This window comes from Flaviflexus equikiangi (assembly GCF_014069875.1).
In the GTDB taxonomy this organism is placed as follows: Bacteria; Actinomycetota; Actinomycetes; order Actinomycetales; family Actinomycetaceae; genus Flaviflexus; species Flaviflexus equikiangi.
In genome coordinates, this window is sequence record NZ_CP059676.1 from 1,621,164 (window position 1) to 1,644,985 (window position 23,822).

Genomic DNA, 23,822 nt, shown 5'->3' on the forward strand with positions numbered 1-23,822 from the left:
CGATCAGTGCGAAATCGGGCCATCATCGTGGGCGGCTTCCCAGGCGGCCTGTTCGGCCCGGCGCTGGTCACGTTCCCGATCGAGCTTAATACCCCAATAGATGGAGGCCACCCACAGGGCCAGGAAGGAGGCGCCCACGACGACTGCCGCCGGCATCCAGACACCGAGGATGATGACGATGACCTGGGCGATTGAGCCCAGGATGAGTCCAACGCGGGGGGATCGGCGCAGGACGATCGCGGCGAGCAGGAAGACCACCATGCCGATCCCCGTCAGCGTCCACACGGTCGCGGCACTCGCGAGCCTCAATCCGAAGGCCGTGACGCCCGCGAAGAGGACCACGAAGATCTCGAGGATCAGCATGACCATCGTGAACTGGAGGAGCGCCGACCCCTTGGGCACGGGAGCGGTGAGGGGGTTGCGTGCCATCACAGGCTCCTTGTCGCTTTGCCGAAGAGCTCGCGCACGCGGCTGGCCAGTTCGATCGACCCGATCGTGAGAACCGCAGGCGCCGTCATCTCTTCCCTGTTGAACGATTCCGCAAGCGAGGCGGCCATGTCGACAGCATCGAGGAGGTCGTATTCCTCTCGGACGCGCTCCTCCCCGAACACCTCCTCGGCGAGTACTCGAGCATCCTCCATGGGCAGGGCCCGCGGGTTGTTGAGGTTCGTGACGACGATCGCGTCGAGGAGCGGTTCGAGGACGCCAAGCATGTCCTCGACATCCTTGTCTCCCATGGCCGCGAACACGCCGACGATCGGGCCGTGGAAGGTTTCTTTCAGCGCCGCGACGGAGGCCTGCACCCCGGCGGGATTGTGCCCGCCATCGGCGACGACTGTCGGTGAGGAACGGACGAGCTCGAGGCGCCCGGGCGACTGGACTCCCATGAGCGCGTGTTCGATGACGGTGCCGTCGAGCACCCCTCCCCCGAAGAACGCCTCGACAGCACCGATTGCGAGCAGAGCATTGCGTGCCTGATGGTGGCCGAGAAGGCTGAGGGGAATATCCTCATAGGTTGCTGCGGGTGTCCGCACGGCGATCATCTGGCCGCCGACTCCGGGCGCCCTGTCGGTGACGAGGAGGTCGCGTCCCTCGATGTTGAGGTGGGCTCGGTGTTCCCTCACTGCGTCGAGGAGGATCGGGAGGACGTCCTCGTGCTGGACGGCAGAGATGACTGTCGCACCGTCCTTGATGATGCCGACCTTCTCACGGGCCACCTCGGCGCGTGTCGATCCGAGGAAACGAGCATGGTCGACATCGACGGTTGTGAGCACGGCGACATCAGCGTCGATGACGTTCGTCGCGTCCCATTTCCCTCCCATGCCGACCTCGATGACAGCAACATCGACGGGCGCATCCGCGAACGCGGCATACGCCATGACGGTGAAGAGTTCGAACGTGGACAGTCGGGGGCCGCCCGCCGCGAGAGACGCCTTGTCGACGAGCTCGACGGCCGGCTGGATCTGCTCCCAGACGTCGATCCATTCGCCGCGCGAGAGGATCTCATCGTCGATCGAGACACGTTCCCTCATCGTGTGCATGTGCGGGGACGTGTAGCGTCCCACCCGCAGCCCCTTCTCTGCCAGGAGTGCGGCGATCATGCGGGATGTCGAGGTCTTCCCGTTCGTGCCCGTCACGTGGATCGTGCGGTAGCTGTTCTGCGGGTTCCCGAGAATGTCGAGACAGTCGACGACGCGCTGCGTCGAGGGCTGGACGTCGTGTTCCGGTGCGCGCGACAGGAGCTCGGTGGCGATGTCGGCCATGCGTTCCTCCAGGCCGACTTCTTCCGCGAGCTCCAGGGTTGCATCGGGTTCCCGGATGATCTCCGCGATCACGTCGGAATCTCCGAGAATGCCGGAGGCGGCGATGTTGCCGAGAGCCTCCTCGAAGTCCTTCTCCTCCACGTCCTCCGCGCCGCTCGCGCTGAGCCCGAGTTCGTCGCGGCCGTCCGGGGAGATGCTCATGAGGTCTTCTCCGTGACGATCGCCAGATCGCCTTCGGTGATCTCTGTCTGCACCGCGAGCGTCTCGGAGGTGATGAGGTCGAGGTTCGCTTCGACCGCCGCCATATCCGCCGCGGGGACGGTGAGGCTGAGCCTGATCCTGTCCGACACGTGCAGGCCGGAAGCCTTGCGGGTGTCTTGGATAGCGCGGATCAGGTCCCGCGCATAGCCTTCCGCGATCAGAGCATCGTCGAGGTCCGTGTCGATGACGACGAACGATCCGGAGTCGAGGACGGTCGCGGCATCGCCCTCGGCCGCGTTGACGACCGTGGTGAGGACGAACTGTCCCGGTACGAGCGTGACCGGCTCCGGCAGCTCCATGACGACGTTCTCGCCGTCACGATGCCAGGCACCGGACTTCGCGGCCTTGAAGAGGGCTGATGTCAGCTTCCTCAGCTCACCAGGCAGCTCGCGCGGCTGGACCGCGAGCTCTTCGGACACGGCCAGGCCGGACTCGGCGGGACGGGTGATCGTCACGGTCTTGACGTTCACCTCGGAGGCGATGAGGTCCGCGAACGGTGCCAGGTCGAGAGTCGTCACGCACTCCAGGGAGCGGAGCGGCTGGCGCACGCGAAGCTTCTCCGCCTTGCGCAGGGAGTGCGCGGCAGAGACGACGGCGCGTGCTTCGTTCATGACGGCGACGAGCTCGTCGTCTTCCCACGATGTCGGGAGGACAGGCCAGTCGGTCAGGTGCACGGACCGTCCGCCCGTGAGTCCGCGCCAGATCTCTTCCGCGACGAGCGGCGCGAGGGGTGCGATAACCTTCGCGAGAGTCTCGAGCGCCGTGTAGAGAGCGTCGAAGGATCCCGTGTTCTCATCCCAGAAGCGGTCGCGTGACGTCCGCACGTACCAGTTCGTCAGGACGTCGAGGTATTGGCGGACCCGCTCAGCCGCGTTCGCGATCTCGTAGCTCTCCAGGTCGCCGCGCACGCCGTCCGCGAGCTTCTTCGTGGAGGCCAGCAGGTACCGGTCCATGACGTCGAGTCCGGACGGATCGATGACGAGTTTCGCCTCGTAGCCGGCACCCTTGTTGCAGGTGCCCGCGTACAGGGAGAAGAAGTAGTACGTGTTCCACAGCGGCAGGAGCACCTGGCGCACCGTGTCGCGCAGGCCCTGCTCGGTGACGATGAGGTTGCCGCCGCGCACGATCGGGGAGGCCATGAGGAACCAGCGCATCGCGTCCGCGCCGACCTCGTCGAACATCTCGTAGACGTCGGGATAGTTGCGCAGAGACTTGCTCATCTTCTGGCCGTCGTTGCCGAGGACGATGCCGTGGGAGACGGACGTGCGGAAGGACGGCTTGTCGAACAGCGATGTGGCAAGAACATGGAGTGTGTAGAACCAGCCGCGGGTCTGGCCGATGTACTCGACGATGAAGTCGCCCGGGTAGTGGTTCTCGAACCAGTCCTGGTTCTCGAACGGGTAGTGGACCTGGGCGAACGGCATCGATCCCGAGTCGAACCAGCAGTCGAGGACGTCCGTGATCCTCCGCATCGTCGACTGTCCCGTCGGGTCGTCCGGGTTCGGGCGGGTCAGCTCATCGATGTAGGGCCGGTGCAGGTCCACCTCGCCCTGCTCGTTGACGGGCAGACGGCCGAAGTCCCTCTCCATCTCCGCTAGCGAACCGTACACGTCCGTGCGCGGGTAGTCAGGATTGTCGGACACCCACACGGGGATCGGGCTGCCCCAATACCGGTTGCGGGAGATCGACCAGTCGCGCGCCCCAGCCAGCCACTTGCCGAACTGGCCTGCCTTGATGTGGTCGGGCACCCAGGTGATGTCCTCGTTGAGTTCGACCATGCGGTCGCGGAACTGGGTGACCTTGACGAACCAGGAGGAGACAGCCTTGTAGATCAGTGGTTCGCGGCAGCGCCAGCAGTGCGGGTAGGAGTGCACGTAGGAGGCTTGACGGACGAGAACGGGACGATCCTCCCCCCGTCCGGCCAGGGGGCCTGTCCCGTCGCGCAGGTCGCGGATAATCGGCATGTTGGCCTCGAAGACCTGCATCCCAGCATAGTCAGCCACCTCGGATGTGAAGACGCCGCGGCTGTCGACGGGGACGACGGGGATGATGCCGGCCTCGTGGCAGACGAGCATGTCGTCCTCGCCGAAAGCGGGAGCGAGATGAACGAGGCCCGTGCCGTCCTCCGTCGTCACGAAGTCCGCGCTGAGGATCCGGAACGCGTTCGGGCCGGGAGCTTCACCCTCTCCGCTCGCGAAGTAGTCGAAGATCGGGGTGTAGGAGCGTCCTACGAGGTCAGTGCCCTTGAGCGTCTCGACGATCTCTGGCTCACCGAGCTCCTTCTCGTAGGAGGAGAGGAGATCGGCTGCGAGAATGACCCGTTCCCCGGCCAGGGCGCCCTCGGTGGGACGGACGACCGAGTAGGTGACGTCGGGGCCGACGGCCACCGCGAGGTTCGACGGCAGCGTCCACGGCGTCGTCGTCCAGATAAGGGCGAGTTCACCGGTCTCGAGGCGCAGGCCGACAGTGACTGTCTGGTCCTGTCGGTCCTTGTAGACGTCGTCGTCCATCTTCAGCTCGTGGTTCGACAGGGGTGTCTCGTCGTTCCAGCAGTAGGGCAGGACACGGTGTCCTTCGTAGGCGAGACCCTTGTCGTAGAGGGTTTTGAATGCCCAGATGACGGACTCGATGTAGGGAGTGTCGAGGGTCTTGTAGTCGTTCTCGAAGTCGACCCAGCGGGCCTGGCGGGTGACGTAGTCCTCCCACTCCTTCGTGTACCTCAGCACGGAGGACCGACATTCGGCGTTGAAGGTGTCGATGCCCATGGCTTCGATCTCGTCCTTCGTCTCGATGCCGAGGAGGCGCTGCGCCTCGAGCTCAGCCGGCAGCCCGTGCGTGTCCCATCCGAAGCGCCGCTCGACCTTGCGTCCGATCTGAGTCTGGAAGCGGCCGACGAGGTCCTTGACATAGCCGGTGAGGAGGTGGCCGTAGTGGGGAAGGCCGTTCGCGAACGGCGGGCCGTCGTAGAACACGAACTCGTTCGCGCCGTTCTCTCCGGCCTCCCGGTTGTCGATGGAGGCCTGGAACGTCTTGTCTTTCTTCCAGTACGCGAGAATCTCGTCCTCGAGCGTGGGGAAATTGGGGGACGCAACCACGTCACCGTCGCGGTGCAGGGGGTAACGTACGGACTTCTCAGTCATGGACAGCCATCTCCTCGTCAACGTGCGCCGGGACGAGGGGATCGGTTTCGATCCTCCCGCGGTACCACCCCGCTTGCCGCAGAGCGGCCGCTTCATTCAGGAGACGATGTCGGGTCCAACCGTCCGGTTCTACTGGGCCGAAGCTGTTCTTCCGGAAGCTCACCGGTGATGGCCGGGTCATAGCACGACACAGCTTACATCGTCACCCCCCGATTGGCCTAGACCGCTCAGCCGGTTCTCGATCACACCGGATCGGGCTCGTCCACCGGCAGGAGCTTGAGCCCCGTCACGGCGGCGATGATGCCGGTGAGGAAAATGATCTTCAACAGGCTGGCCTGTTCCGTTCCCGCCACCAGCGCATAGCTCACCGTCAGGGCTGCTCCCGTTCCCGTCCACACCGCGTACGCCGTGCCGAGCGGGATCTCCCTCATCGCTCGGGCCAGGCCGAGCATGGAGATGACGATCGCGATAAGGAAGATGATGGTGGGAACGAGCCGGGAGAATCCCTCGGATGCTCCCAGAGCGGTGGCCCAGATAGCTTCGAAGACCGCGGAGATGAGAAGGATTGTCCACGCCATTCAGCTCACCGCCTTGAGTCCGGCAACGCAGCCGATGAGGACGAGGAGCAGGATGATTCGAGCCGCGGAGGCCTTCTCCATACCCCGCACCATGGACCATGCCACCGTCAGGCTGGCACCGACCCCCACCCACACCGCATACGCGGTTCCGATGGGAAGCTCAACCGTCGCATAGGCCAGCCCTGCCATGCTCGCCACCATCGCGAGCGCGAAAAGGATGGTCGGACGTTTCCTGGTGAAGTTCTCGGATGCGTTGAGGGCACCCGCCCAGACGGCCTCGAGGGCTCCGGATATGAGAAGAACAATCCACGACATGACATCACTCCTGTGAGTCAGTCTTGTCCGTGGCGGGTACTGCTCCCTCGTCCGCTTGCCGATTCTCGGCCCCACCATCCTAGGAGAGCCCACCGTCCCTTTCAAGAGGGCACATCGCCCTCGGCTCCGCTAGATTGAGCCCATGATTATCGCGCAGATCGCCACACCGACAGGGAATACTCCCTCCCCCGCCATCCACCAGCTCGTCGAGATCATCACGCACAATGTCGTGGAGATCGATGGGGATGCGCAGACGGTGACTTCACCCGAGATGTTCGTCCGCAAGGACCGGAACCAGTTCACCTGGCGGACCATCCACCTCCTGGCAGTCGAAGGCGACATCGATACGGAAGACCAGTCGCCCTATGGCTACCCCCTCCTTCCAGGATCGGTGGACGGCGTCGATGCTGGATCGGCCGCTGTTCCTGCGGTGGGGATGACCTCGATCAGTCTGTCCCTGCGAGAGAATCTTGACTCTGCCTACGTCGACATCAACGCGCTGACGGGCCATGAGGATGCGTATCTGCCCCTGTGGGAGGCGACGCGGGAGATCCTGCGCGCCGAGGGCAGGACGAAGGTGACGGCGTATGCCGATCACCCGTTCGGCGATGAGCTGCGCGCACCGAGCTCGGACCTGTCTCTCGCTCAGACGCGCTTCTCCCGGTTTCTCTTGGAGGCCGGTTTCGAGCTGACCCAGACCGAGACGTGCAGCAGGCTTGCCCTGCCCGTCGACGAGGAGAACCTCGAGCGGCTCTCGGCCGACGCCGCAGCACATGCTGGCGATTATCGGACAGTGTCGTGGGTGGGCCCCACTCCTGCCGACTATCGGTCCGACCTTGTGGCCCTCGTCAGTGCCTTCCACCTGGACATGCCTTCGGCGGGGATCGTCGAGGCAGAGATCAACTATGACGTGGAGCGCCTTGTTACCGCCGACCAGAGGACGGCGGATATCGGGATCACGGCGATCGTGACCGCTGCCCAGCACAGCTCCGGACAGCTCGTCGGCTACACGAGGCTGAACATTGAAGAGGGCCTCCCGGCCGTCTTCCAGGATGACACTCTCGTCCTGCGGGATCATCGCGGACACCGGCTCGGCATGCTCATGAAGACGGAGAATCTGCGCAGGCTTGCCGAGATCGCCCCGGGTCGGCCCTTCATCCAGACGTGGAACGCGGGCGAGAACGACATGATGTGGTCGATCAACGAACGCCTGGGCTTCCGTCCGCACAGCGGCGTCGGCCAGTGGCAGATCGAGATCGCCTAGCCACACCCGCCTCACCCCTCGACCTGGCGACGGGATAGGATGCGGGGAGGAGGAACCCATGAGTCATGATCATTCGCATGCGGCCGCGAACCGCAAGCGTCTCGGCATCGCTTTCGGTATCACATTCACCATTCTCCTCGCCGAAGTCATCGGCGCGGTATGGACGGGGAGCCTGTCCCTGTTGGTCGATGCGGGGCACATGCTGACCGACACGGTCGGCCTCTTCATGGCCCTCGTCGCCACACATCTGACGCTGCGCCCGCCCACGACGAAGAGGACCTGGGGCCTGCACCGGGCCGAGGTTCTGGCCGCGGGCGCTCAGGCGACCGTCCTCTTCGGTGTCGGTGTCTTCGCCCTCGTCGAGGGCGTGCGGCGCCTCATGGAGCCGGCTGAGATCGAATCGACGGGACTGCTGATCTTCGGCATCGTCGGTCTCGCCGGGAATCTCATCTCTCTCGCTGTGCTCAGCGGGGGCAAGGACTCGAATCTCAACATGAGGGCCGCGTTCCTCGAGGTCCTCAACGACGCACTCGGTTCCGTTGCCGTCATCGTGTCCGCAATCATCATCGCGACCACGGGCTGGGCCTATGCCGACTCCATCGCCGGCATGCTGATCGCTCTCCTCATCCTTCCGCGCGCGCTCATGATCTTCCGGGAATCGACATCGATCCTCCTCGAATCGACCCCCTCAGGCGTGGATCTGGAGGAGGTGCGCCAACATATCATGGCGCTCCCCCACGTCATCGCCGTCCACGACCTGCACGCCTCCCAGATATCGTCGACGCTGCCGACCCTGTCCGCGCACGTCGTCATCGACGACTCCTGCTTCCGCGACTTCCACGCCCCGCAGATCCTCGATTCCCTCCAGGAATGCGTACGCGACGATTTTGGGATCGAGCACGCCACATTCCAGCTCGAACCGGCCAGCCATTCCGTCCACGAGTTCACCGTCCACGACTAGCCCGCACGTATGCTGGGCCTGCTCCGACGGGTGGGCTATCTGCCGCGTCCGAGGATCTTGGCCACGATCTGACGATGTGCGGACGTGTCCGCTGCTGTGAGATAGGCGGCCGACATGGGGAGCGGGTCTCCGTGGAAGTAATACTCGTAGAGGGCTTGCCTCCCGGCGAAGGACGATACGGCCGCGTCGAAGCCGAGATTGAACAGGTGAACCCGCTCGTGGCCGGGCACGTTCCTGCCCTGGAGGTAGCGATCGATATCTGCTTCGAGCTCCCCACGAGTATCGCTCTCGTACGGAAGGGCGGTCAGCCCGGAGGCCCCGAACTTGCGGACCTTCTCTGGCAGGGTTTGGAAGTATCGCGGGAACCAGTTCCGCACGGCCGCGAGGGGCGCCATGTCAGGCTGGAAGAACCCGTACTCGTTGACCGCACCGTCCGCTTCTGCGGCTCGCAGGGCCGACTTCCCCATCTGGACCGCCACGAGAGCCTGGGCGAGATCGTCTCGAACATGGTCATACCGGTCGATGCCGATCGCCTCCGCCATCTCGCTCAGAAGGCCTGCATAGAACTCGGTCTTGACGGTTGTGCGGGTCACGGACTGGTGCGCCATGAGCGCGGTCGCGCCCGTCTGCGTCAGCATCCCATTCGACTTCGCAGGGTGCCCGAGAAGGAACACCCGATCCCAGGGAACCCGCACCTGCGTGAACACGCACACCGCGTCGATCTCCTCGAAGCGTGCCGCGAGGGGCTCGTCGACAACCGAGTTGCCGTGCCGCAGCGGACGGCGACAGATGAGAGTCAGACCCTCGATATCGGCTGGGACTGCGAACGCGAAGGAGTAGGGCATGTCGTCCAGCCCCGGCCGGAGCACCGTCTGCGGCATGACAAGGATCTCGTTGGCGATGGGAGCATTCGTGGCAACCATGCGGGCACCGGACACGACAATGCCGTCCGAGTCTTGGGAGACGACGCGGAGCGTCGTCTCGCCCCCGCCCTGCTCGGCGGCCGAGACGGAGCGGTTGGCCTGGGGGGAGCCCACCGTGGACGTGAGGAGGATGTCGTTCTCCCGCACCCACGTCACATACGCCGCCATGTTCTTCTCGAACTGGGCATCAGCATCGGCGAACCACGAACCCGCCTGTGAGAACGCGGTCAGCGCCGCGTTGAGGAAGTCTCCGGTCCGTCCCAGCATCCCGCCGGAATACTCCGCCCACAGGCGTGCGGCCGTCCGCCGGCGGACCAGATCATCCTGGGTGCGCGGCACGAGGAACGACATCGCATACCGGGATCCGTCCTCCTCGAAAGCCAGCCGATCATCCCCCTGCATGTCATACAAATCGGCATAGGAGTCGATGATCCCGGTGAAGGCCGGATGGTCGGGCACAGATTCCACCCTGCCATCGAGATAGACGAGGGGGCTCATGGCCGCCAGGCTCTCGCGATAGTCCCCGCCGCTGCGTACTGCCATAGAGATTCCTTACACGAGGTGTTCGCGGCCGAGAACGGTTTCAGAGATCTCGGTGAAGCGGGCACCGTTGAAGCCGAGAGGGTCTCCCCTCCGTGAACGAAACGACTGGATCTCGCCCAGCACGAGGGTGTGGTCTCCCCCGTCGTAGGCTGCCCAGGGAGTGCACTCGAACCAGGCCAGGACGCCCGCGAGGCGCGGAGCACGCTCCCCCTCGACCCACACGGGGACGTCGTTGGGGCGGCCCGCGAAACTCCATGCCACACGCTCCTGGGAGGAGCCGAGGACGTTGACGGCGAAGGGCCGGTCGATGACGAGATCGTGCGATGATGCAGAGCGTTGGATCGAGACGAGGAGCAGCGCAGGATCGAACGAGACCGAGGTGAACGAGTTGACGGTGATGCCGCGCTTGACACCATCGGCCTCGAACGTGACGACGCAGACGCCAGTCGGGAAGCGTGAGAACGCGGTCCGGAGGCGTTCCCGCTCACTCGGCACCGGCAGCGGCCGAGGATCGGCCCGCTCCGACAGCTGCGCGACGAAACCGTCCCTCACGGCCCCGCGATCGTCATCACCCGCGCGCGACAACGGTATTCGATGCTTGGGCGACGGGACGGATCGTCAACGTATCGATGTTGACATGCTCGGGCAGTTCAAGGGTCCACATGATCGCCTCCGCAACATCGTCCCCGACGAGCGGCTCCGCAACACCCTCGTACACCTTCTCGGCCGCCTCGGCCGAACCGAGCCGGTTGAGGGAGAACTCCTCCGTCTTCACCATGCCGGGGGCGATCTCGATGATACGAATCGGTTCGCCGACGAGCTCGAGGCGCAGCGTGTTGGGAAGCATGCGCTCCGCATGCTTCGCGGCAGTGTAGCCCCCTCCGCCCGGGTAGGTGCCGTGGGCGGCCGTGGACGTGAGGAACAGGAGCGAGCCGTGCCCGCGCTCCCGGAAGTGCGGAATGATCGCCTGCGTGAGACGAAGCGTCGCCAGCACATTCATGTCGAACATGGCCTGCCAATCCGCAACATCACCGTCCTCGATCCGGTCCGTGCCGCGGGCCCCGCCAGCATTGTTGACGAGGGCATCGATGCCGAGGGATGCGGCCTTCTCCGCAAGTGCTGCCACATCATCAGGCTTCGTGAGGTCTGCCGCGAACCAGTCGCAGCCGGTCTCCTCCGCCAAGGCCGCGAGGCGGTCTGCACGCCGAGCGGTGGCAAGCACCTCCCATCCGCTCCGCCGGGCCCGCCGAACTGTGGCGGCGCCGATACCGGTTGATGCTCCCGTGACGAGTACGCGTTTGGTCATGTGGCAAGTCTGCCCATAAACACTCCGTTAGGCTAGTCGCATGATTGGATTCTTGGGATCGGGAAACATGGCTCGCGCCATCATCACAGGCCTCATCGAGGGCGATGTCGAGCCCTCCAGCATCGCCGTCACCTCGCGTGACCCGCGCAATGCGGAGAAGCTGGCGCACGCGACGGGAGTGGACTTCGCGACGACGAACAGCGACCTGGTCGACATGATCGGCCATGACGGCACTCTCGTCCTCGCGGTCAAGCCCTACCAGATCGAGGCTGTCCTCGACGAGATCCGAGACGCCCTCGAGGGCACGGCCGTGCTTGTCGTGTCTCTCGCGGCGGGAACCACGATCGAGGCCCTCGAATCAGGTCTCCCCACAGGCCAGCCGGTCGTGCGCGTCATGCCGAACGTGAACTCCCATATCCGGGCCGGGATGACAGGGATCTGCGGCAACGAGCACGCGACGGAGGCACATCTCGACACGGTGTTCGCCATGTTCGACGCCATCGGGGACGTGGCACATATCGCCGAGAAGGACTTCCCTGCGTTCTCTGCGCTCGCGGGCTGTTCTCCCGCCTACACGTTCGACTTCATCGAGGCGCTGGCTCGGGCTGGCGTTGCGAACGGGATTCCGAAGGCCCAGGCCGTGCGGTTTGCCGCTCAGGCGGTCATGGGTTCGGCGCAGCTGGCCCTGGAGCGTGCCTCCGATGGTCTGTCTCCCGCGAACCTGCGCGACACGGTGTCCTCCCCTGGGGGCACGACTATCGCGGGTCTGATCGCGATGGAGGACGCTGGTTTCTCCGCGGCTGTGGTGCGCGGGGTGCAGGCCTCGATCGATCGCGACCACGAGATATCGGGGCGTGCCTAGCCCCTCATGGCAACGCCCTCGCGCCAGTACCCCATGAAGGCGACCTGGCTCCGGTCGATCCCGATCTCTCGGACGAGGTAGCGGCGCAGTCTCGTGACAACTCCGCTTTCGCCCGCGATCCAGTAGTACGTGCCGGTGGCCGGCGGCGTCGCGGGTTCTTCGCCCGTGGCCGAGTAGAGCGGTGTCTCCCACACGAGCTCCTCGGCGGGCGCCTCATCGCCATCGGACAGGTGCCAGCCGAGTGCCTCCGCGAGGCATTCGCCCTTGGCGCGTTCCCCTCGGGCCAGCCAGCGGATGGGGAGGGAGCCCGTCAGACTGTCCTCCTCTGTGGGCACTTCGATGTAGGCAGTCGCGGTCCGGCCTGCCGAGGCGGGGAGGTCGTCGAGGATGCGGGCGATAGCGGGGGCGGCTGTCTCGTCCCCGAGGAGGACGATTCTGTCGGCCTCTCCCGGAGCGAACTCGATGCCGCCCGAGGCGCGCCCCTCGAGGGGAATGATGATGATGAGTTCATCGCCGGGGCGGGCACGGGACGCCCAGGCCGCTGCCGGCCCTAGCATCCCCCCGTGCATCGCGAAATCCACCGTCAGCAATGTCTGACCATATCGGCGGGTGACGTCCCTGATCGAATAGGTGCGCATGCTGCCACGCTCCGTCTGCGGCAGCGCCAGCCATGCCCGATACCAGTCCGGATCGGAGCCCAGATCGGGCAGATCGGTGGATGTGGGGAAGATGAGTTTGATGCGCTGGTCGAAGAAGGGTCCCTCGAGGATGTCGAGTCCTGCCCCCGTGAAGACGAGCCTGCGGAAGCTTGGGGAGACGTCGGTGACCGCATGGACGGTGGCATGGACCGGGCCGTAGGTTGCCATCTAGTCGCCTTTCGCGTGGTGGCGGCCGATCGGCACGACGAGCGGGCTGCCCGAGACAGGGTCGGGATGGATCTCGCTCCTGATGCCGAACACCTCGGCCATGTTCTCTACGGTGACAACCTCGTGGGGGGTGCCCTGGACGTGGATGGCGCCGTCTTTCATCGCGACGAGATAGTCGGAGTATCGGGCCGCCAGGTTGATGTCGTGCAGCACCATGACGATCGTCGTCCCCTCCCTGTTGAGGTCGGTCAGCAGATCGAGCACGTCGAGCTGGTTGGCGACGTCGAGGAATGTTGTCGGCTCGTCGAGGAGGAGAATGTCTGTCTCCTGGGCGAGTGCCATCGCGATCCACACCCGCTGGCGCTGGCCTCCCGACAGTTCATCGACCGGACGTTCAGACAGTTCTGACGTGTGGGTGGTCTCGAGAGACCTGGCAACGACCTCATAGTCGCGTGGGGACCACCGTCCCATGAGCCCCTGATAGGGGTGTCGTCCGCGGCCGACGAGATCGGCGACGACGATGCCCTCGGGTGCGATCGGTGATTGCGGGAGGAGTCCGAGGATACGTGCAATCTGCTTCCCGCGGAGCGAGGAGAGCGGCTGACCATCGAGGAGGACCGCACCGCTGCTCGGTGCGAGCAGCCGCGAGAGCGCCCTCAGCAGGGTCGATTTTCCGCAGCCGTTGGGGCCCACGATCGACGTGATCTTGCCCGGCGGCACGGCAAGATCCATGCCCGCGATCACGTTCCGTTCCCCGTAGCCGAGTGACACGTTCGAGGCGACAAGCTGGTTCATAGTGTGCTCCCTGCTCTGTTCGAGCGGATGAGGAGGTAGATGAGGAAGGGTGCTCCCAGGGCGCCGGTGATGACACCGACCGGGTAGCGGGTGCCGAGGAGGTACTGGCCTGCAAGATCGGAACAGAGGATGATGAGGGCTCCGACGAGCGCTGAGGGGATGATGAGAGAGCCGCTCACGAGGCGGGTCGCGATCGGGCCGGCCAGGAACGCGACGAACGCGATCGGCCCGCATGCGGCCGTGGCCACGGCGATGAGGATGACGGCGCACACGATGAGGCTCAGCCTCGTCGCATTGACGCGCACTCCAAGAGCGGCGGCCGTGTCGTCCCCGAGACGCAGCAGCTCGAGCCCCCTGCCCAAGACCACCATGGTCGGGAGGAGAGTCCCGACCGTGACGGCGAGGGGAAGCAGACGTTCCCAGGTCGCGCCGTTGAGGGAACCCGTCAGCCACCGCGTGGCAGTCGGCAGATCCCACGTGCTGGCCTGCGACAGCGCATACGTGACGACGGAATGGAGCATGGCGGCGACACCGATCCCGATGAGGATGAGACGGGTGCCCGCGAAACCGCCCCGTGAGGACAGCACGTAGATCGCGAACGCGACAAGCAGGGAGGCGATGAGGGAGACGATGGAGACAGCCGTCTGGCTCAGCCCGAAGATGACGATCCCGATAACACCCGCGGCTGACGCTCCAGCAGAGATCCCGATGATGTCCGGTGATGCGAGCTGATTGCGGAGCATCGTCTGGAACGTCACCCCGGCAACGCCGAAGGCGAAGCCTGCCAGGAGCCCCATCGTCGCCCGCGGCAGGCGCAGCTCCCCGACGCTGTAGCTCGCGCCCGGGACGAGTTCGCCGCGCATCACGCGCACGATCTCACCGGGGCCGTAGAAGACTTCTCCCCACATGAGGCTGACGAGGTAGACGGCGAAGACTGCCGCCCCGAGGAGAGCAAGGGTGATGGTCCTGCGGCGCTGTCGCGAGCGTCGTTCCGCGACGAGAGCCTCCACCCAGGTCGGTGCGCTCACAGGTCACGCACCTTGTGGCGGCGCACGATCCAGATGAAGATCGGGGCACCGATAATCGGCATGATGATGCCGACGGCGATCTCGCTCGGCCTCGTCATGACCCTCCCGAGAGTGTCGGCGAACACGAGCAGGGTCGCTCCCGCGACGGCGGAATAGGGGATGAGGAGGCGATGGTCGGTGCCGACGAGGAGGCGGCACAGGTGGGGGACGATCAGGCCGACGAAGCCGATGGGCCCCGCCAGGGCGGTTGCCGCCCCGCAGAGGATCACGGCTCCGGCAGAGCTGATGAGCCTGGTGCGCAGGACGTGCTCCCCGACCCCGGTGGCCACGTCATCGCCGAGCGCGAGGGCGTTGAGTCCGCGTGCCGTGGCGTGGCAGATGAGGAAGCCGGCCACGAGCAGGGGTGCCGCGAGTGCCAGCCGGTCCCACTGTGCGCCTGCGACCCCACCGATCTGCCAATGCCGGAAACTGTCCATGACGTCGATGCGGGGCAGGAGAATGGCGGAGATCAGGGCGGACAGGGCGGCGGAGGTGGCCGCCCCCGCGAGCGCCAGCTTGAGAGGAGATGCTCCTCCCCGCCCGAGCGAGCCGACGACGTAGACGAAGACAGCGGCCGCTGCGGAGCCCGCGATGGCAAGGACCATGACGGTGACAGGGTTGACGACGGCGAAGAACGTGATGCCGATGACGACTGCGAGAGAGGCGCCTGACAGGACTCCGAAGATACCTGGGTCCGCCAGCGGGTTCCGTGTCACCCCCTGCATCGTCACACCCGCGACGGAGAGAGCCGCCCCGACTGCGAAGCCGAGCACGGTGCGCGGGAGGCGGGCTGCGGCGGCAGCCTGGTTGGGTGTGTCGGTGCTTCCCATGACGCCGCCGAGAGCATCCGCGATCGAGATCGATCGCACGCCGAACATGATGGAGCAGATTCCCGCCGCGGCGAGGAGGCCGAGGAGGGCGAGGAGGGGAAGGAGTCGGCGTCCTGCCCCGCGCCGAGTCTCAGCGGTGCGGGGCAGTGCCACGTGGGCGCTCATCGGCTAGTTGACCGCGTCCTCGAGGATCGCGAAGTAGTCATCGATGCCCCAGGAGATCGAGAGGGGCGACGGGTTCGCCGCGGCCGCGATCGGACCGTTGCCGAGGAAGGCGACGTGGCCGTCGGCGATGGCGGGGATGAGGGAGAGGAGCGGGTCGTTCTGCCATGCTTCGAGGCTGGCCGCGTTCTCGGCATCATCGTCCGAACCGTAGGTGATGAGAAGGTCGACGTCGGCGAATGCTTCCGGGTTCTCTGCCGAGATCTCGACGTAGAACGATTCAGAGTCTGCATAGTCGGCAAGGATGTCTGCCTCGGCGAAGCCGTGGTCGAGGAGGAATCCCGCGCGCGGATCGAGTGCCGTATAGATGCCGATCTTCGACGTGTCTGAGTTGTCGAGGAAGGCGAACACCGGGGTTATTCCCTCGAGGCCGGGATGTGCGGCCAGGGCAGCATCAATGTCGGCGTTGATCGAGGCGATCAGCTCCTGCCCTTCGTCTGCCATGCCGAGCGCGGCCGCGTTCATGTCGATCATGTCCTCGAGGGATGTTCCCCAGGCGACATCCGGGTAGGCCACGACGGGAGCGATCTTGCTCAGCTGGTCGTAGTCCTCCTGCGTCAGGCCCGAATAGGCGGCGAGAATGACGTCGGGGCTGGTGTTGGCGACGGATTCGAACGGGATGGAGTCCGTGGCATCGAAGAGCACGGGGGTCTCGGCGTCGAGCTCCGCGAGCCGATCCTCGACCCATGGCAGCATGCCGTTCGCATCATCATCTCCCCACGTCACCTTCTCCATGCCAACAGGCACGACCCCGAGAGCAAGGGGCACTTCGTGGTTGTTCCAGGCAACCGTGGCGACGCGCTCGGGCTTCTCCTCGATGACGGTCTCGCCGAAGGCGTGGCTGATCGTCACGGGGAAACCCTCGGACGCAACGGATTCCGTCTGCGGCGCCTCCGTGTCGGAGCAGGCGGCAAGGGTCAAGGATAGCGCTGCAGCGACTGCTGCAAGGCGACGTGCGGTCATGGGTACTCCAGTCGGAACGAAAACAATGGCCGTTAGGTTAGGCTCGCCTTACTTTACATAGACTGGCCGCTGCGTCCTAGGACGAATATCCCATCCTGGTCCTCGTACGTGAGGAGATGCCCGAGCCCGCGGATCGCAACGACAGGATGATCCGGGTAGGCGTTCATGAGCACGTCGGCCATGCCCGCCAGGCTCTCCCGCAGCGGCGATGTGCCGACGTGGGGATCGACACCGGCCGCCGCCACATCACCGGTGATGATGACGCCCGGGCGCCCGCCGAACCGAGCATCGAGGCCCCGCCTGATCGCTCGGGCGCTGGCGAGCGGATCGACGGGAGGGAGGACGGCGATGCCGGGAGGGAGGTGACCGGCCGAGAGCACGCCCTCGGTCGCGGCCGGCACGAGGCGGCCTTCACAGATGGCGACGAGCTTGCGGGCAATGACGACGATGTCGCCGTTCCGAAGGCCGACCGCACGGTCGGGCCACACGAGTGCGTTGAGGGCGGGTGCGATGAGGGCGGGGACAGTGTCGCGCATCGTGGCCTGGGGAATCCCGGGCACGGCGACAGCAAGGAGGGAGGAGTGGGGAATCATGTCACCATCGTGACATAACCCCTGGCGTCAGGCGGCGTCGCTTTATGAAACAATTGGCTCCATGACTGAGAACGCTTCCATCGTCACCGGCGTGAACGCCCCCGATAAGGTCAGCCTTGACGGCCTCGAAACCAAGTGGGGAACCACGTGGGAGGAGAACGGCACCTATTCGTATGAGCTGACGGACCGTGAGAACACGTATTCGATCGACACTCCCCCGCCGACCGTCTCGGGCTCCCTCCATGTGGGCCACGTCTTCTCCTACACGCACACGGATGTCATCGCCCGCTACAAGCGCATGACAGGCAAGCACGTGTTCTACCCCATGGGCTGGGACGACAACGGGCTGCCGACCGAGCGCCGCGTCCAGAACTATTACGGCGTGCGATGCGATCCGTCCCTCCCCTACGAGGAGAACTTCGTCCCCCCGCACGACGGTGGGGATGGGAAGTCCATCAAGTATGCGGACCAGAAGCCGATCTCGCGGCGCAACTTCATCGAACTGTGCTGGAAGCTGACCGCTGAGGATGAGGCCCAGTTCGAGCACCTGTGGCGTGCACTCGGGCTCTCCATCGACTGGAAGCAGAACTATCAGACGATCGGCGCGAAGGCACAGAAGGTCGCCCAGGCGGCTTTCCTGCGGAACCTCGAGCGCGGGGAGGCCTATCAGGCTCAGGCTCCGGGCCTGTGGGACGTGACGTTCCAGACGGCTGTCGCCCAGGCAGAGCTGGAAGCACGCGAATACCCCGGCGCTTATCACAAGATCGCCTTCCACGGCGCTGACGAGGACGTGGTCATCGAGACGACCCGGCCCGAGCTCCTGCCCGCCTGCGTCGCCCTTATCGCCCACCCTGACGACGAGCGCTACCAGCACCTGTTCGGCACGACCGTGACGTCCCCCGTGTTCGGGGTCGAGCTGCCCGTCCTCGCTCATCCCGCAGCCGAGAAGGACAAGGGCGCCGGCATCGCCATGTGCTGCACGTTCGGCGATCTCACCGACGTCCAGTGGTGGCGCGAGCTCTCCCTTCCCATGCGCTCGATCCTCAACCGGGACGGCCGCATCGTCGCCGAGACACCCGAGTGGATCACCTCCGCCTCTGGCATCGCCCTCTACGGGGAGATGGCGGGGAAGACGATCTTCTCCGCCCGCAAGGCTGTCGTCGAGAAGCTCGCGGAGACGGGTGAGATGATCGGCGAACCGGTCAACACCCAGCGCATGACCAACTTCTTCGAGAAGGGCGACAAGCCGCTCGAGATCGTCACGTCCCGCCAGTGGTATATCCGCAACGGCGGACGTCCCTACACCGAGTCGAACGGCAAGGATCTGCAGGAGAACCTGCTCGCGGCCGGCCAGGAGCTGAACTTCGTCCCGGACTTCATGCGCGTGCGCTACGACAACTGGACGAAGGGCCTCAACACGGACTGGCTCGTCTCCCGCCAGCGCTTCTTCGGCGTCCCCATTCCCGTCTGGTATCGCGTCGACGAGGCGGGCGAACCCGACTACAGCTCCGTCATCGCACCCCGCGAGGATCAGCTTCCCATCGATCCGTCGAGTGACGTCCCCGATGGATTCACCGAGGATCAGCGCGGCACTCCCGGCGGGTTCGTCGGCGAAGTCGACATCATGGACACGTGGGCGACCTCATCCATGAGCCCCCAGATCGCGACGGGATGGCTCACGGACGAGAAGCTCTTCGAGGCAACGTATCCGATGGACCTGCGCCCCCAGGGCCAGGACATCATCCGCACCTGGCTGTTCTCCTCCATGGTCCGCGCCCACCTCGAGTTCGGCGGCCTGCCCTGGAAGAACGCCGCGATCTCCGGCTGGATCCTCGACCCCGACCGCAAGAAGATGTCGAAGTCGAAGGGCAACGTCGTCACGCCCATGGGCCTGCTCGAGAAGCACTCCTCGGACGGGGTGCGCTACTGGGCCGCCTCGGCCCGCCTCGGCACGGACGCCGCCTTCGAAGAGAACCAGATGAAGATCGGCCGCCGTCTCGCCATCAAACTCCTCAACGCCTCGAAGTTCGCGCTGACGATGGGAGGGGACGAGGTCGAGTTCAACCCGGCCAAGATCGTCCTCGATGTGGATCGCGCGATGATCGCGAAGATCGCGCGCGTCGTCGCGGACGCGACGGAAGCGCTCGAAGCCTACGATCACACGAAGGCTCTCGAGGTGACCGAATCGGCCTTCTGGTCGTTCTGCGACGACTACCTCGAGCTGGTCAAGGATCGCGCCTACAACCGTGACAACCAGTTCGCCCTGGCGCAGACGGAGTCGGCACGAGCCGCTCTCGCACTCTCCGTCGATGCGTTCGTCCGCCTCCTCGCCCCCTTCATCCCGTTCGCTGCCGAAGAAGTGTGGTCATGGTATGCGGAGGGTTCCGTCCACCGCGCGTCATGGCCCGAGGCTGCTCCGCTTCTTGCAGCGGCCGCGGATGCAGACGAACAGCTCCTCACGATCGCAGGCGAAGCACTCGCCGTCCTGCGCCGCGTGAAGAGCGAGAATAAAGTGTCCCAGCGCACAACATACGCATCGGTAGCTATGATGGTTCCTGATACCCACCATGAGCAGATCAACGCGGTCCTCCCAGACCTGCGCCACGCCGCTCATGTTCGAGGCCCGCTCGATATCGTCACCGGTGATGCGATTGCCGTCGACCGATACGAGCTGGACCCCGCACCGGCAAAGAACTAGGCACCAGCCCACTGATGGGCGGGAAGGCAACCATGACAGAACACGACCGCCCAGTCAGTTACACGGAGGCAAACGTCACGATCGCGGAGGAGCATAATCTCGCGAAGCTTCTCCGCGATCGGGTCGAGGAACGCCCCAACCAGGTCGCTATCGAATTCAAGTCGGCACTCGGCGAGAGCTGGAACCCGATCACGTACCGGCAGTTCGAGGACAATGTCCGCGCACTGGCCCGCGGATTCGTTGCCCTCGGGCTGCAGCCCGGGGAGCGTGTCGGCATCATGTCTCCCACGCGCTACGAGTGGAGCCTCATCGATTTTGCGCTGTGGTATGCGGGAGCGTCCGGCATCCCCATCTACGAGACATCGTCCCGAAGCCAGGCTGAATGGATCCTCTCCGACTCGGCCTGCAGGTTCGTCATCGTCGAGAACACGGCCCTGCGCGACACTGTCACCCCGCTCGTGGAGAGCGTCGAATCGCTCGAGAAGGTCTTCGTCATCGACGACGACTGCGTCGGAGAGCTGATGCGCCTGGGCGAGAGCCTCGACCTTGCGCAGGCCGATCGGGAGATCGACTCCCGTATCGCGGCCACGACTGCCAGCGATATCGCGACGATCATCTACACGTCCGGAACGACAGGCCGCCCGAAGGGTGTTGAGCTCACCCACCGGAACCTGCTGCACGTGGTGATCAACGGCCCGGCAGACCCGGAGCTGAACAAGATCATCGCCCACCCCACAGCGAAGACCCTCCTCTTCCTCCCCATGGCTCACGTGTTCGCACGTTTCGTCTCCATTCTCGCGCTCGAGGCGGGCGCCGTCCTCGGCCACTCCCCCGACACGAAGAATCTCGTGGCGGACATGCAGTCGTTCAAACCCACCTTTGTCCTCGCCGTGCCCCGCGTGTTCGAGAAGGTGTACAACGCGGCAGACGCGAAGGCGAACGCCTCCAAGGTGAAGGGCCCGATCTTCCGCCGCTTCGCGAAAGTCGCCATCGCCTACTCTCGGGCCCTCCAGACGCCCGAGGGCCCGAGCCCCGTCCTCAAGGCACAGCATCACCTGGGTGAGAAGCTCGTGTACTCGACGCTGAAGGAGCTCCTGGGCGGAGAACTCACGAACTCGATCTCTGGCGGCGGCCCGCTCGGCGAACGCCTCGGACACTTCTTCCGCGGCGCTGGCATCACCATCTATGAAGGCTACGGGCTGACAGAGACTTCGGCTCCGACGACCGTCAACCGTCCAGGGAACCTCAAGGTCGGGACGATCGGCCCCGCCTACCCCGGCGCGCTCGTCGCCATCGATACCGACGGCGAGATCCTCGTCAAGGGCGATCATGTCTTCGCGGGCTACCACAACAATGAGGAAGCAACCCGTGAGTCGTTCACCGAGGACGGCTGGTTCAAGACCGGGGACCTGGGGTCGATGGACGACGAAGGCTACGTGACGATCACGGGACGCAAGAAGGAGATCATCGTGACAGCGGGCGGCAAGAACGTCGCGCCCGCTGTCCTCGAGGACAGGCTCCGCGGCCACCCCATCGTCTCCCAGGTTGTCGTTGTCGGCGACAACCGTCCCTTCATCGGCGCCCTCGTCACCCTCGACGCGGACATGCTGCCCGGCTGGCTCTCCAACAAGGGCCTCCCGCCCATGACGATCGACGAAGCCGCCGAGAACCCCCAGGTCATCGCCGCTCTCGACAAGGCCGTCACCCGAGCCAACGAAGCAGTGTCACGTGCGGAGTCGATCAGGAAGTTCAACATCCTCACGACCGATTTCACGGTCGACAACGACTACCTGACTCCCTCCCTCAAGGTGAAGCGCCACAAGGTTCTCACCGACTTCGAGAACGAGATCGAGAAGATCTACACGCGCTGATCCTGCCACGCGGGGCAGAAGCATTCGGGCCGTGGTGGCAGTGTCGCCGCGGCCCGATCCTTTCCAGCGACCTCGGGAATCACTCCTGCGGTGCAGGCTTGCGAACCGGTCAGGATACGCCTTCTATCCGGCCTCCCGCAGATCACCGGTCCGTCGACAGTGGGTGGGTGTGGACGCTGTCCTAGATTTCTCGATTGCAGTGGGGAGCACTGACAGCCCATCACACGGAACTCTCGCGTCCTCGTCCTGGTCCGCTTCCCACCCGGGCTTCACGTGGTCCGTGATGAGCGAGGGAAGGACAATGAGAGAGCTTCCGCGGGAATAAGGACGACCTCGTGAGGCCGCAGACCTATCGTCGTTCACATGGGGAACATGCGACGGATTCGCGACCATCCTGGAGCTGGAAGAGAATGGAAGCGTCTACTTCTTCTCCGCGAACTCTTCGTGGTGGCGGATCACTTCGGTGACGATGAACTTGAGAAACTTCTCCGCAAAGACGGGGTCGAGGCCCGAGTCTTCTGCGAGAGCTCGCAAACGCTGGATCTGGCGCTCTTCACGGCCGGGATCGGATGCTGGTAGGCCGAGTTCGGCTTTGAGCCGCCCGACCTGCTGGGTGCACCGAAATCTCTCGGCAAGGATATGGATCAAGGCGGCGTCGATGTTGTCGATGCTCTCTCGTGCACTGCGAAGACCCTCTGGCAGGCCGTCTGGTTCGCTCACTGGTCTCCCTAGGCTGACTTCTTCGAACGCTTGTGGACGTAGGTCGGCTCCCCGCCATCCAACGTCTTGTCATCAATGATGACGCGTTCGATGTCTGTACGCGAGGGGATCTCAAACATGAGCTCGCGAAGCAGGCTTTCGAGGATCGAGCGGAGCCCGCGAGCACCTGTGCCGCGTTCCAGTGCCTTCTCCGCGATTCTCGTCAGCGCATCATCCGTGAACTCGAGCTCCACTCCGTCGAGCTCGAACATCTTCTGATACTGCTTGGCGAGGGCGTTCCTCGGCTCAGTCAGGATCCTCACGAGGTCATCGACGTCGAGGGCGTTGACTGTCGCGATGACAGGAAGCCGGCCGACGAGCTCGGGAATGAGACCGAACTTGTGCAGATCGTCGGGTTCCACGTCACGGATCAGCTCCGATGAGGCGTCGTGGCTCGACAGTTCGGAGCCGAAGCCGATCGACCGGCGTCCGCTGCGTGCAGAGACGATCTCCTCCATGCCGGCGAAGGCTCCGGCAACGATGAAAAGGACGTTCGTCGTGTCGATCTGGACGAACTCCTGATGAGGGTGCTTGCGTCCGCCCTGCGGGGGCACCGAAGCAACCGTGCCCTCGATGATCTTGAGAAGGGCCTGCTGGACGCCCTCACCCGAGACGTCACGCGTGATCGAGGGGTTCTCAGACTTCCGCGAGATCTTGTCGATCTCATCGATGTAGATGATGCCTTGGGCGGCGCGATCCGTGTCGCCATCGGCTGCCTGGATGAGCTTGAGGAGAATGTTCTCCACGTCCTCGCCGACGTAGCCGGCCTCCGTCAGAGACGTCGCGTCAGCAATCGCGAACGGGACGTCGAGCATGCGGGCGAGAGACTGGGCAAGATAGGTTTTGCCCGTGCCTGTTGGGCCGATGAGGAGAATGTTCGATTTCCCGATCTCGACAGGGTCATCGCCCTTCTTCGGCACTTCCAGCCCGGAACGCACTCTCTTGTAATGGTTGTACACGGCGACAGCAAGGGTGCGCTTCGCACCGTCCTGGCCGACGACGAATTCGTTGAGGAAGTCGAAGATCTCCTTCGGCTTGGGAAGCGCCTCGAGGGAGAACTCTGTCTCCTCCTGTCCGAGTTCTTCAGCAATGATCTCGTTGCAGAGCTCGATGCACTCGTTGCAGATGTAGGCCCCAGAGCCGGTGATCAATTTCTTGACCTGGCGCTGCGACTTCTGGCAGAACGAGCATTTGAGCATGTCAGCTGCATCGGCAGTCCGAGCCATAGTTACCTCCCCTGAA

The 23,822-nt window shown here is 64.7% G+C and carries 22 protein-coding genes and 1 riboswitch; of the genes, 6 read left to right on the forward strand and 16 right to left on the reverse strand.

Features of this window, described 5'->3' with window-relative positions; translation table 11 throughout:
• Window positions 1-3 precede the first annotated feature (3 nt).
• Genes H2O75_RS07585 through ileS form a run of 3 tightly spaced genes read right to left on the reverse strand, consistent with a single transcriptional unit; the run spans window position 4 to window position 5,164 of the window.
• On the reverse strand, window positions 4-429 hold the full coding sequence (locus H2O75_RS07585) for a DUF4233 domain-containing protein (RefSeq protein ID WP_182170398.1): 426 nt from the start codon (window positions 427-429) through the stop codon (window positions 4-6).
• A complete protein-coding gene (locus H2O75_RS07590) occupies window positions 429-1,964 on the reverse strand; it encodes a bifunctional folylpolyglutamate synthase/dihydrofolate synthase (protein ID WP_182170401.1) in 1,536 nt (511 codons plus the stop codon). The genes H2O75_RS07585 and H2O75_RS07590 overlap by 1 nt, the downstream gene beginning before the upstream one ends.
• The gene (gene ileS, locus H2O75_RS07595) at window positions 1,961-5,164 is read right to left on the reverse strand and encodes an isoleucine--tRNA ligase (protein ID WP_182170404.1); all 3,204 of its coding nucleotides are present in this window, start codon (window positions 5,162-5,164) and stop codon (window positions 1,961-1,963) included. Before ileS ends, H2O75_RS07590 begins: the two co-directional genes overlap by 4 nt.
• On the opposite strand from ileS, the gene H2O75_RS07600 reads away from it, so the two are divergent.
• Window positions 5,163-5,333, forward strand: a complete 171-nt coding sequence (locus tag H2O75_RS07600; protein WP_182170407.1) for a hypothetical protein — start codon at window positions 5,163-5,165, stop codon at window positions 5,331-5,333. The two genes, ileS and H2O75_RS07600, sit on opposite strands and share 2 nt — an antisense overlap.
• A 73-nt stretch (window positions 5,334-5,406) precedes the next feature.
• On the opposite strand, the gene H2O75_RS07605 is transcribed toward H2O75_RS07600, so the two are convergent.
• Entirely contained in the window at window positions 5,407-5,742 is a 336-nt protein-coding gene (locus H2O75_RS07605) for a DMT family transporter (protein ID WP_182170410.1), read from the reverse strand.
• Window positions 5,743-6,057 carry a DMT family transporter gene (locus H2O75_RS07610; protein ID WP_182170413.1) on the reverse strand — a complete coding sequence of 105 codons (315 nt, stop codon included), beginning with the start codon at window positions 6,055-6,057 and terminating at the stop codon, window positions 5,743-5,745. It abuts the gene before it with no gap.
• A gap of 11 nt (window positions 6,058-6,068) precedes the next feature.
• Window positions 6,069-6,132, reverse strand: a riboswitch (guanidine-III (ykkC-III) riboswitch).
• A 67-nt stretch (window positions 6,133-6,199) separates the two neighbouring features.
• Between H2O75_RS07610 and H2O75_RS07615 the strand changes: the two genes are divergently transcribed.
• Both H2O75_RS07615 and H2O75_RS07620 read left to right on the forward strand, forming a co-directional pair.
• The gene (locus tag H2O75_RS07615) at window positions 6,200-7,321 is read left to right on the forward strand and encodes a hypothetical protein (protein WP_182170416.1); all 1,122 of its coding nucleotides are present in this window, start codon (window positions 6,200-6,202) and stop codon (window positions 7,319-7,321) included.
• A gap of 58 nt (window positions 7,322-7,379) precedes the next feature.
• Window positions 7,380-8,282, forward strand: coding sequence for a cation diffusion facilitator family transporter (locus tag H2O75_RS07620; protein WP_182170419.1), 903 nt, complete (start codon window positions 7,380-7,382; stop codon window positions 8,280-8,282).
• A gap of 35 nt (window positions 8,283-8,317) precedes the next feature.
• Here the strand turns inward: H2O75_RS07620 and H2O75_RS07625 are convergent, their stop codons facing one another.
• Genes H2O75_RS07625 through H2O75_RS07635 form a run of 3 tightly spaced genes read right to left on the reverse strand, consistent with a single transcriptional unit; the run spans window position 8,318 to window position 11,054 of the window.
• Window positions 8,318-9,748 (reverse strand): 4-hydroxyphenylacetate 3-hydroxylase family protein, encoded by a 1,431-nt coding sequence (locus tag H2O75_RS07625; RefSeq protein ID WP_182170422.1) that lies wholly within the window; start codon window positions 9,746-9,748, stop codon window positions 8,318-8,320.
• A gap of 9 nt (window positions 9,749-9,757) precedes the next feature.
• A complete protein-coding gene (locus tag H2O75_RS07630) occupies window positions 9,758-10,333 on the reverse strand; it encodes a flavin reductase family protein (protein WP_220462715.1) in 576 nt (191 codons plus the stop codon).
• Window positions 10,317-11,054 carry an SDR family oxidoreductase gene (locus H2O75_RS07635; protein ID WP_182170424.1) on the reverse strand — a complete coding sequence of 246 codons (738 nt, stop codon included), beginning with the start codon at window positions 11,052-11,054 and terminating at the stop codon, window positions 10,317-10,319. The genes H2O75_RS07630 and H2O75_RS07635 overlap by 17 nt, the downstream gene beginning before the upstream one ends.
• Before the next feature lie 40 nt (window positions 11,055-11,094).
• Here H2O75_RS07635 and proC point away from each other — a divergent pair, with 40 nt between their 5' ends.
• Entirely contained in the window at window positions 11,095-11,916 is an 822-nt protein-coding gene (proC, locus tag H2O75_RS07640) for a pyrroline-5-carboxylate reductase (protein ID WP_182170427.1), read from the forward strand.
• Here the strand turns inward: proC and H2O75_RS07645 are convergent.
• The 6 genes from H2O75_RS07645 to H2O75_RS07670 are packed head-to-tail and all read right to left on the reverse strand — an operon-like array spanning window position 11,913 to window position 17,252.
• Complete coding sequence (locus H2O75_RS07645; protein ID WP_182170430.1) at window positions 11,913-12,782, reverse strand: siderophore-interacting protein; 870 nt, start codon at window positions 12,780-12,782, stop codon at window positions 11,913-11,915. The two genes, proC and H2O75_RS07645, sit on opposite strands and share 4 nt — an antisense overlap.
• Window positions 12,783-13,577 carry an ABC transporter ATP-binding protein gene (locus tag H2O75_RS07650; protein ID WP_182170433.1) on the reverse strand — a complete coding sequence of 265 codons (795 nt, stop codon included), beginning with the start codon at window positions 13,575-13,577 and terminating at the stop codon, window positions 12,783-12,785.
• Complete coding sequence (locus H2O75_RS07655; protein WP_182170436.1) at window positions 13,574-14,605, reverse strand: FecCD family ABC transporter permease; 1,032 nt, start codon at window positions 14,603-14,605, stop codon at window positions 13,574-13,576. The genes H2O75_RS07650 and H2O75_RS07655 overlap by 4 nt, the downstream gene beginning before the upstream one ends.
• Window positions 14,602-15,627, reverse strand: coding sequence for a FecCD family ABC transporter permease (locus H2O75_RS07660; RefSeq protein ID WP_259365227.1), 1,026 nt, complete (start codon window positions 15,625-15,627; stop codon window positions 14,602-14,604). Before H2O75_RS07660 ends, H2O75_RS07655 begins: the two co-directional genes overlap by 4 nt.
• Before the next feature lie 15 nt (window positions 15,628-15,642).
• Window positions 15,643-16,659: an iron-siderophore ABC transporter substrate-binding protein gene (locus H2O75_RS07665; protein ID WP_182170442.1), complete on the reverse strand. Its 1,017-nt coding sequence runs from the start codon at window positions 16,657-16,659 to the stop codon at window positions 15,643-15,645.
• Between the two features lie 53 nt (window positions 16,660-16,712).
• Entirely contained in the window at window positions 16,713-17,252 is a 540-nt protein-coding gene (locus H2O75_RS07670; RefSeq protein WP_182170445.1) for a hypothetical protein, read from the reverse strand.
• A gap of 61 nt (window positions 17,253-17,313) precedes the next feature.
• Here H2O75_RS07670 and valS point away from each other — a divergent pair, with 61 nt between their 5' ends.
• Together valS and H2O75_RS07680 are read left to right on the forward strand one after the other, a co-directional pair.
• Window positions 17,314-19,950: a valine--tRNA ligase gene (gene valS / locus H2O75_RS07675; RefSeq protein WP_182170447.1), complete on the forward strand. Its 2,637-nt coding sequence runs from the start codon at window positions 17,314-17,316 to the stop codon at window positions 19,948-19,950.
• Between the two features lie 32 nt (window positions 19,951-19,982).
• Complete coding sequence (locus H2O75_RS07680) at window positions 19,983-21,821, forward strand: AMP-dependent synthetase/ligase (RefSeq protein WP_182170449.1); 1,839 nt, start codon at window positions 19,983-19,985, stop codon at window positions 21,819-21,821.
• A 420-nt stretch (window positions 21,822-22,241) separates the two neighbouring features.
• Here the strand turns inward: H2O75_RS07680 and H2O75_RS07685 are convergent, their stop codons facing one another.
• On the reverse strand, window positions 22,242-22,541 hold the full coding sequence (locus H2O75_RS07685; RefSeq protein ID WP_182170451.1) for a chorismate mutase: 300 nt from the start codon (window positions 22,539-22,541) through the stop codon (window positions 22,242-22,244).
• Window positions 22,542-22,549: 8 nt separating this feature from the next.
• Window positions 22,550-23,806, reverse strand: coding sequence for an ATP-dependent Clp protease ATP-binding subunit ClpX (clpX, locus tag H2O75_RS07690; RefSeq protein ID WP_182170453.1), 1,257 nt, complete (start codon window positions 23,804-23,806; stop codon window positions 22,550-22,552).
• Window positions 23,807-23,822: the final 16 nt, after the last annotated feature.

What these genes read in the sequence shown, in the direction of transcription:
- H2O75_RS07585 (WP_182170398.1), bottom strand. Translation starts at nt 429, where the DNA reads ATGGCACGCAACCCCCTCACCGCTCCCGTGCCCAAGGGGTCGGCGCTC.
- H2O75_RS07590 (WP_182170401.1), bottom strand. Translation starts at nt 1,964, where the DNA reads ATGAGCATCTCCCCGGACGGCCGCGACGAACTCGGGCTCAGCGCGAGC.
- H2O75_RS07600 (WP_182170407.1), top strand. Translation starts at nt 5,163, where the DNA reads ATGGACAGCCATCTCCTCGTCAACGTGCGCCGGGACGAGGGGATCGGT.
- ileS (WP_182170404.1), bottom strand. Translation starts at nt 5,164, where the DNA reads ATGACTGAGAAGTCCGTACGTTACCCCCTGCACCGCGACGGTGACGTG.
- H2O75_RS07605 (WP_182170410.1), bottom strand. Translation starts at nt 5,742, where the DNA reads ATGGCGTGGACAATCCTTCTCATCTCCGCGGTCTTCGAAGCTATCTGG.
- H2O75_RS07610 (WP_182170413.1), bottom strand. Translation starts at nt 6,057, where the DNA reads ATGTCGTGGATTGTTCTTCTCATATCCGGAGCCCTCGAGGCCGTCTGG.
- H2O75_RS07615 (WP_182170416.1), top strand. Translation starts at nt 6,200, where the DNA reads ATGATTATCGCGCAGATCGCCACACCGACAGGGAATACTCCCTCCCCC.
- H2O75_RS07620 (WP_182170419.1), top strand. Translation starts at nt 7,380, where the DNA reads ATGAGTCATGATCATTCGCATGCGGCCGCGAACCGCAAGCGTCTCGGC.
- H2O75_RS07625 (WP_182170422.1), bottom strand. Translation starts at nt 9,748, where the DNA reads ATGGCAGTACGCAGCGGCGGGGACTATCGCGAGAGCCTGGCGGCCATG.
- H2O75_RS07635 (WP_182170424.1), bottom strand. Translation starts at nt 11,054, where the DNA reads ATGACCAAACGCGTACTCGTCACGGGAGCATCAACCGGTATCGGCGCC.
- proC (WP_182170427.1), top strand. Translation starts at nt 11,095, where the DNA reads ATGATTGGATTCTTGGGATCGGGAAACATGGCTCGCGCCATCATCACA.
- H2O75_RS07645 (WP_182170430.1), bottom strand. Translation starts at nt 12,782, where the DNA reads ATGGCAACCTACGGCCCGGTCCATGCCACCGTCCATGCGGTCACCGAC.
- H2O75_RS07650 (WP_182170433.1), bottom strand. Translation starts at nt 13,577, where the DNA reads ATGAACCAGCTTGTCGCCTCGAACGTGTCACTCGGCTACGGGGAACGG.
- H2O75_RS07665 (WP_182170442.1), bottom strand. Translation starts at nt 16,659, where the DNA reads ATGACCGCACGTCGCCTTGCAGCAGTCGCTGCAGCGCTATCCTTGACC.
- H2O75_RS07670 (WP_182170445.1), bottom strand. Translation starts at nt 17,252, where the DNA reads ATGATTCCCCACTCCTCCCTCCTTGCTGTCGCCGTGCCCGGGATTCCC.
- valS (WP_182170447.1), top strand. Translation starts at nt 17,314, where the DNA reads ATGACTGAGAACGCTTCCATCGTCACCGGCGTGAACGCCCCCGATAAG.
- H2O75_RS07680 (WP_182170449.1), top strand. Translation starts at nt 19,983, where the DNA reads ATGACAGAACACGACCGCCCAGTCAGTTACACGGAGGCAAACGTCACG.
- clpX (WP_182170453.1), bottom strand. Translation starts at nt 23,806, where the DNA reads ATGGCTCGGACTGCCGATGCAGCTGACATGCTCAAATGCTCGTTCTGC.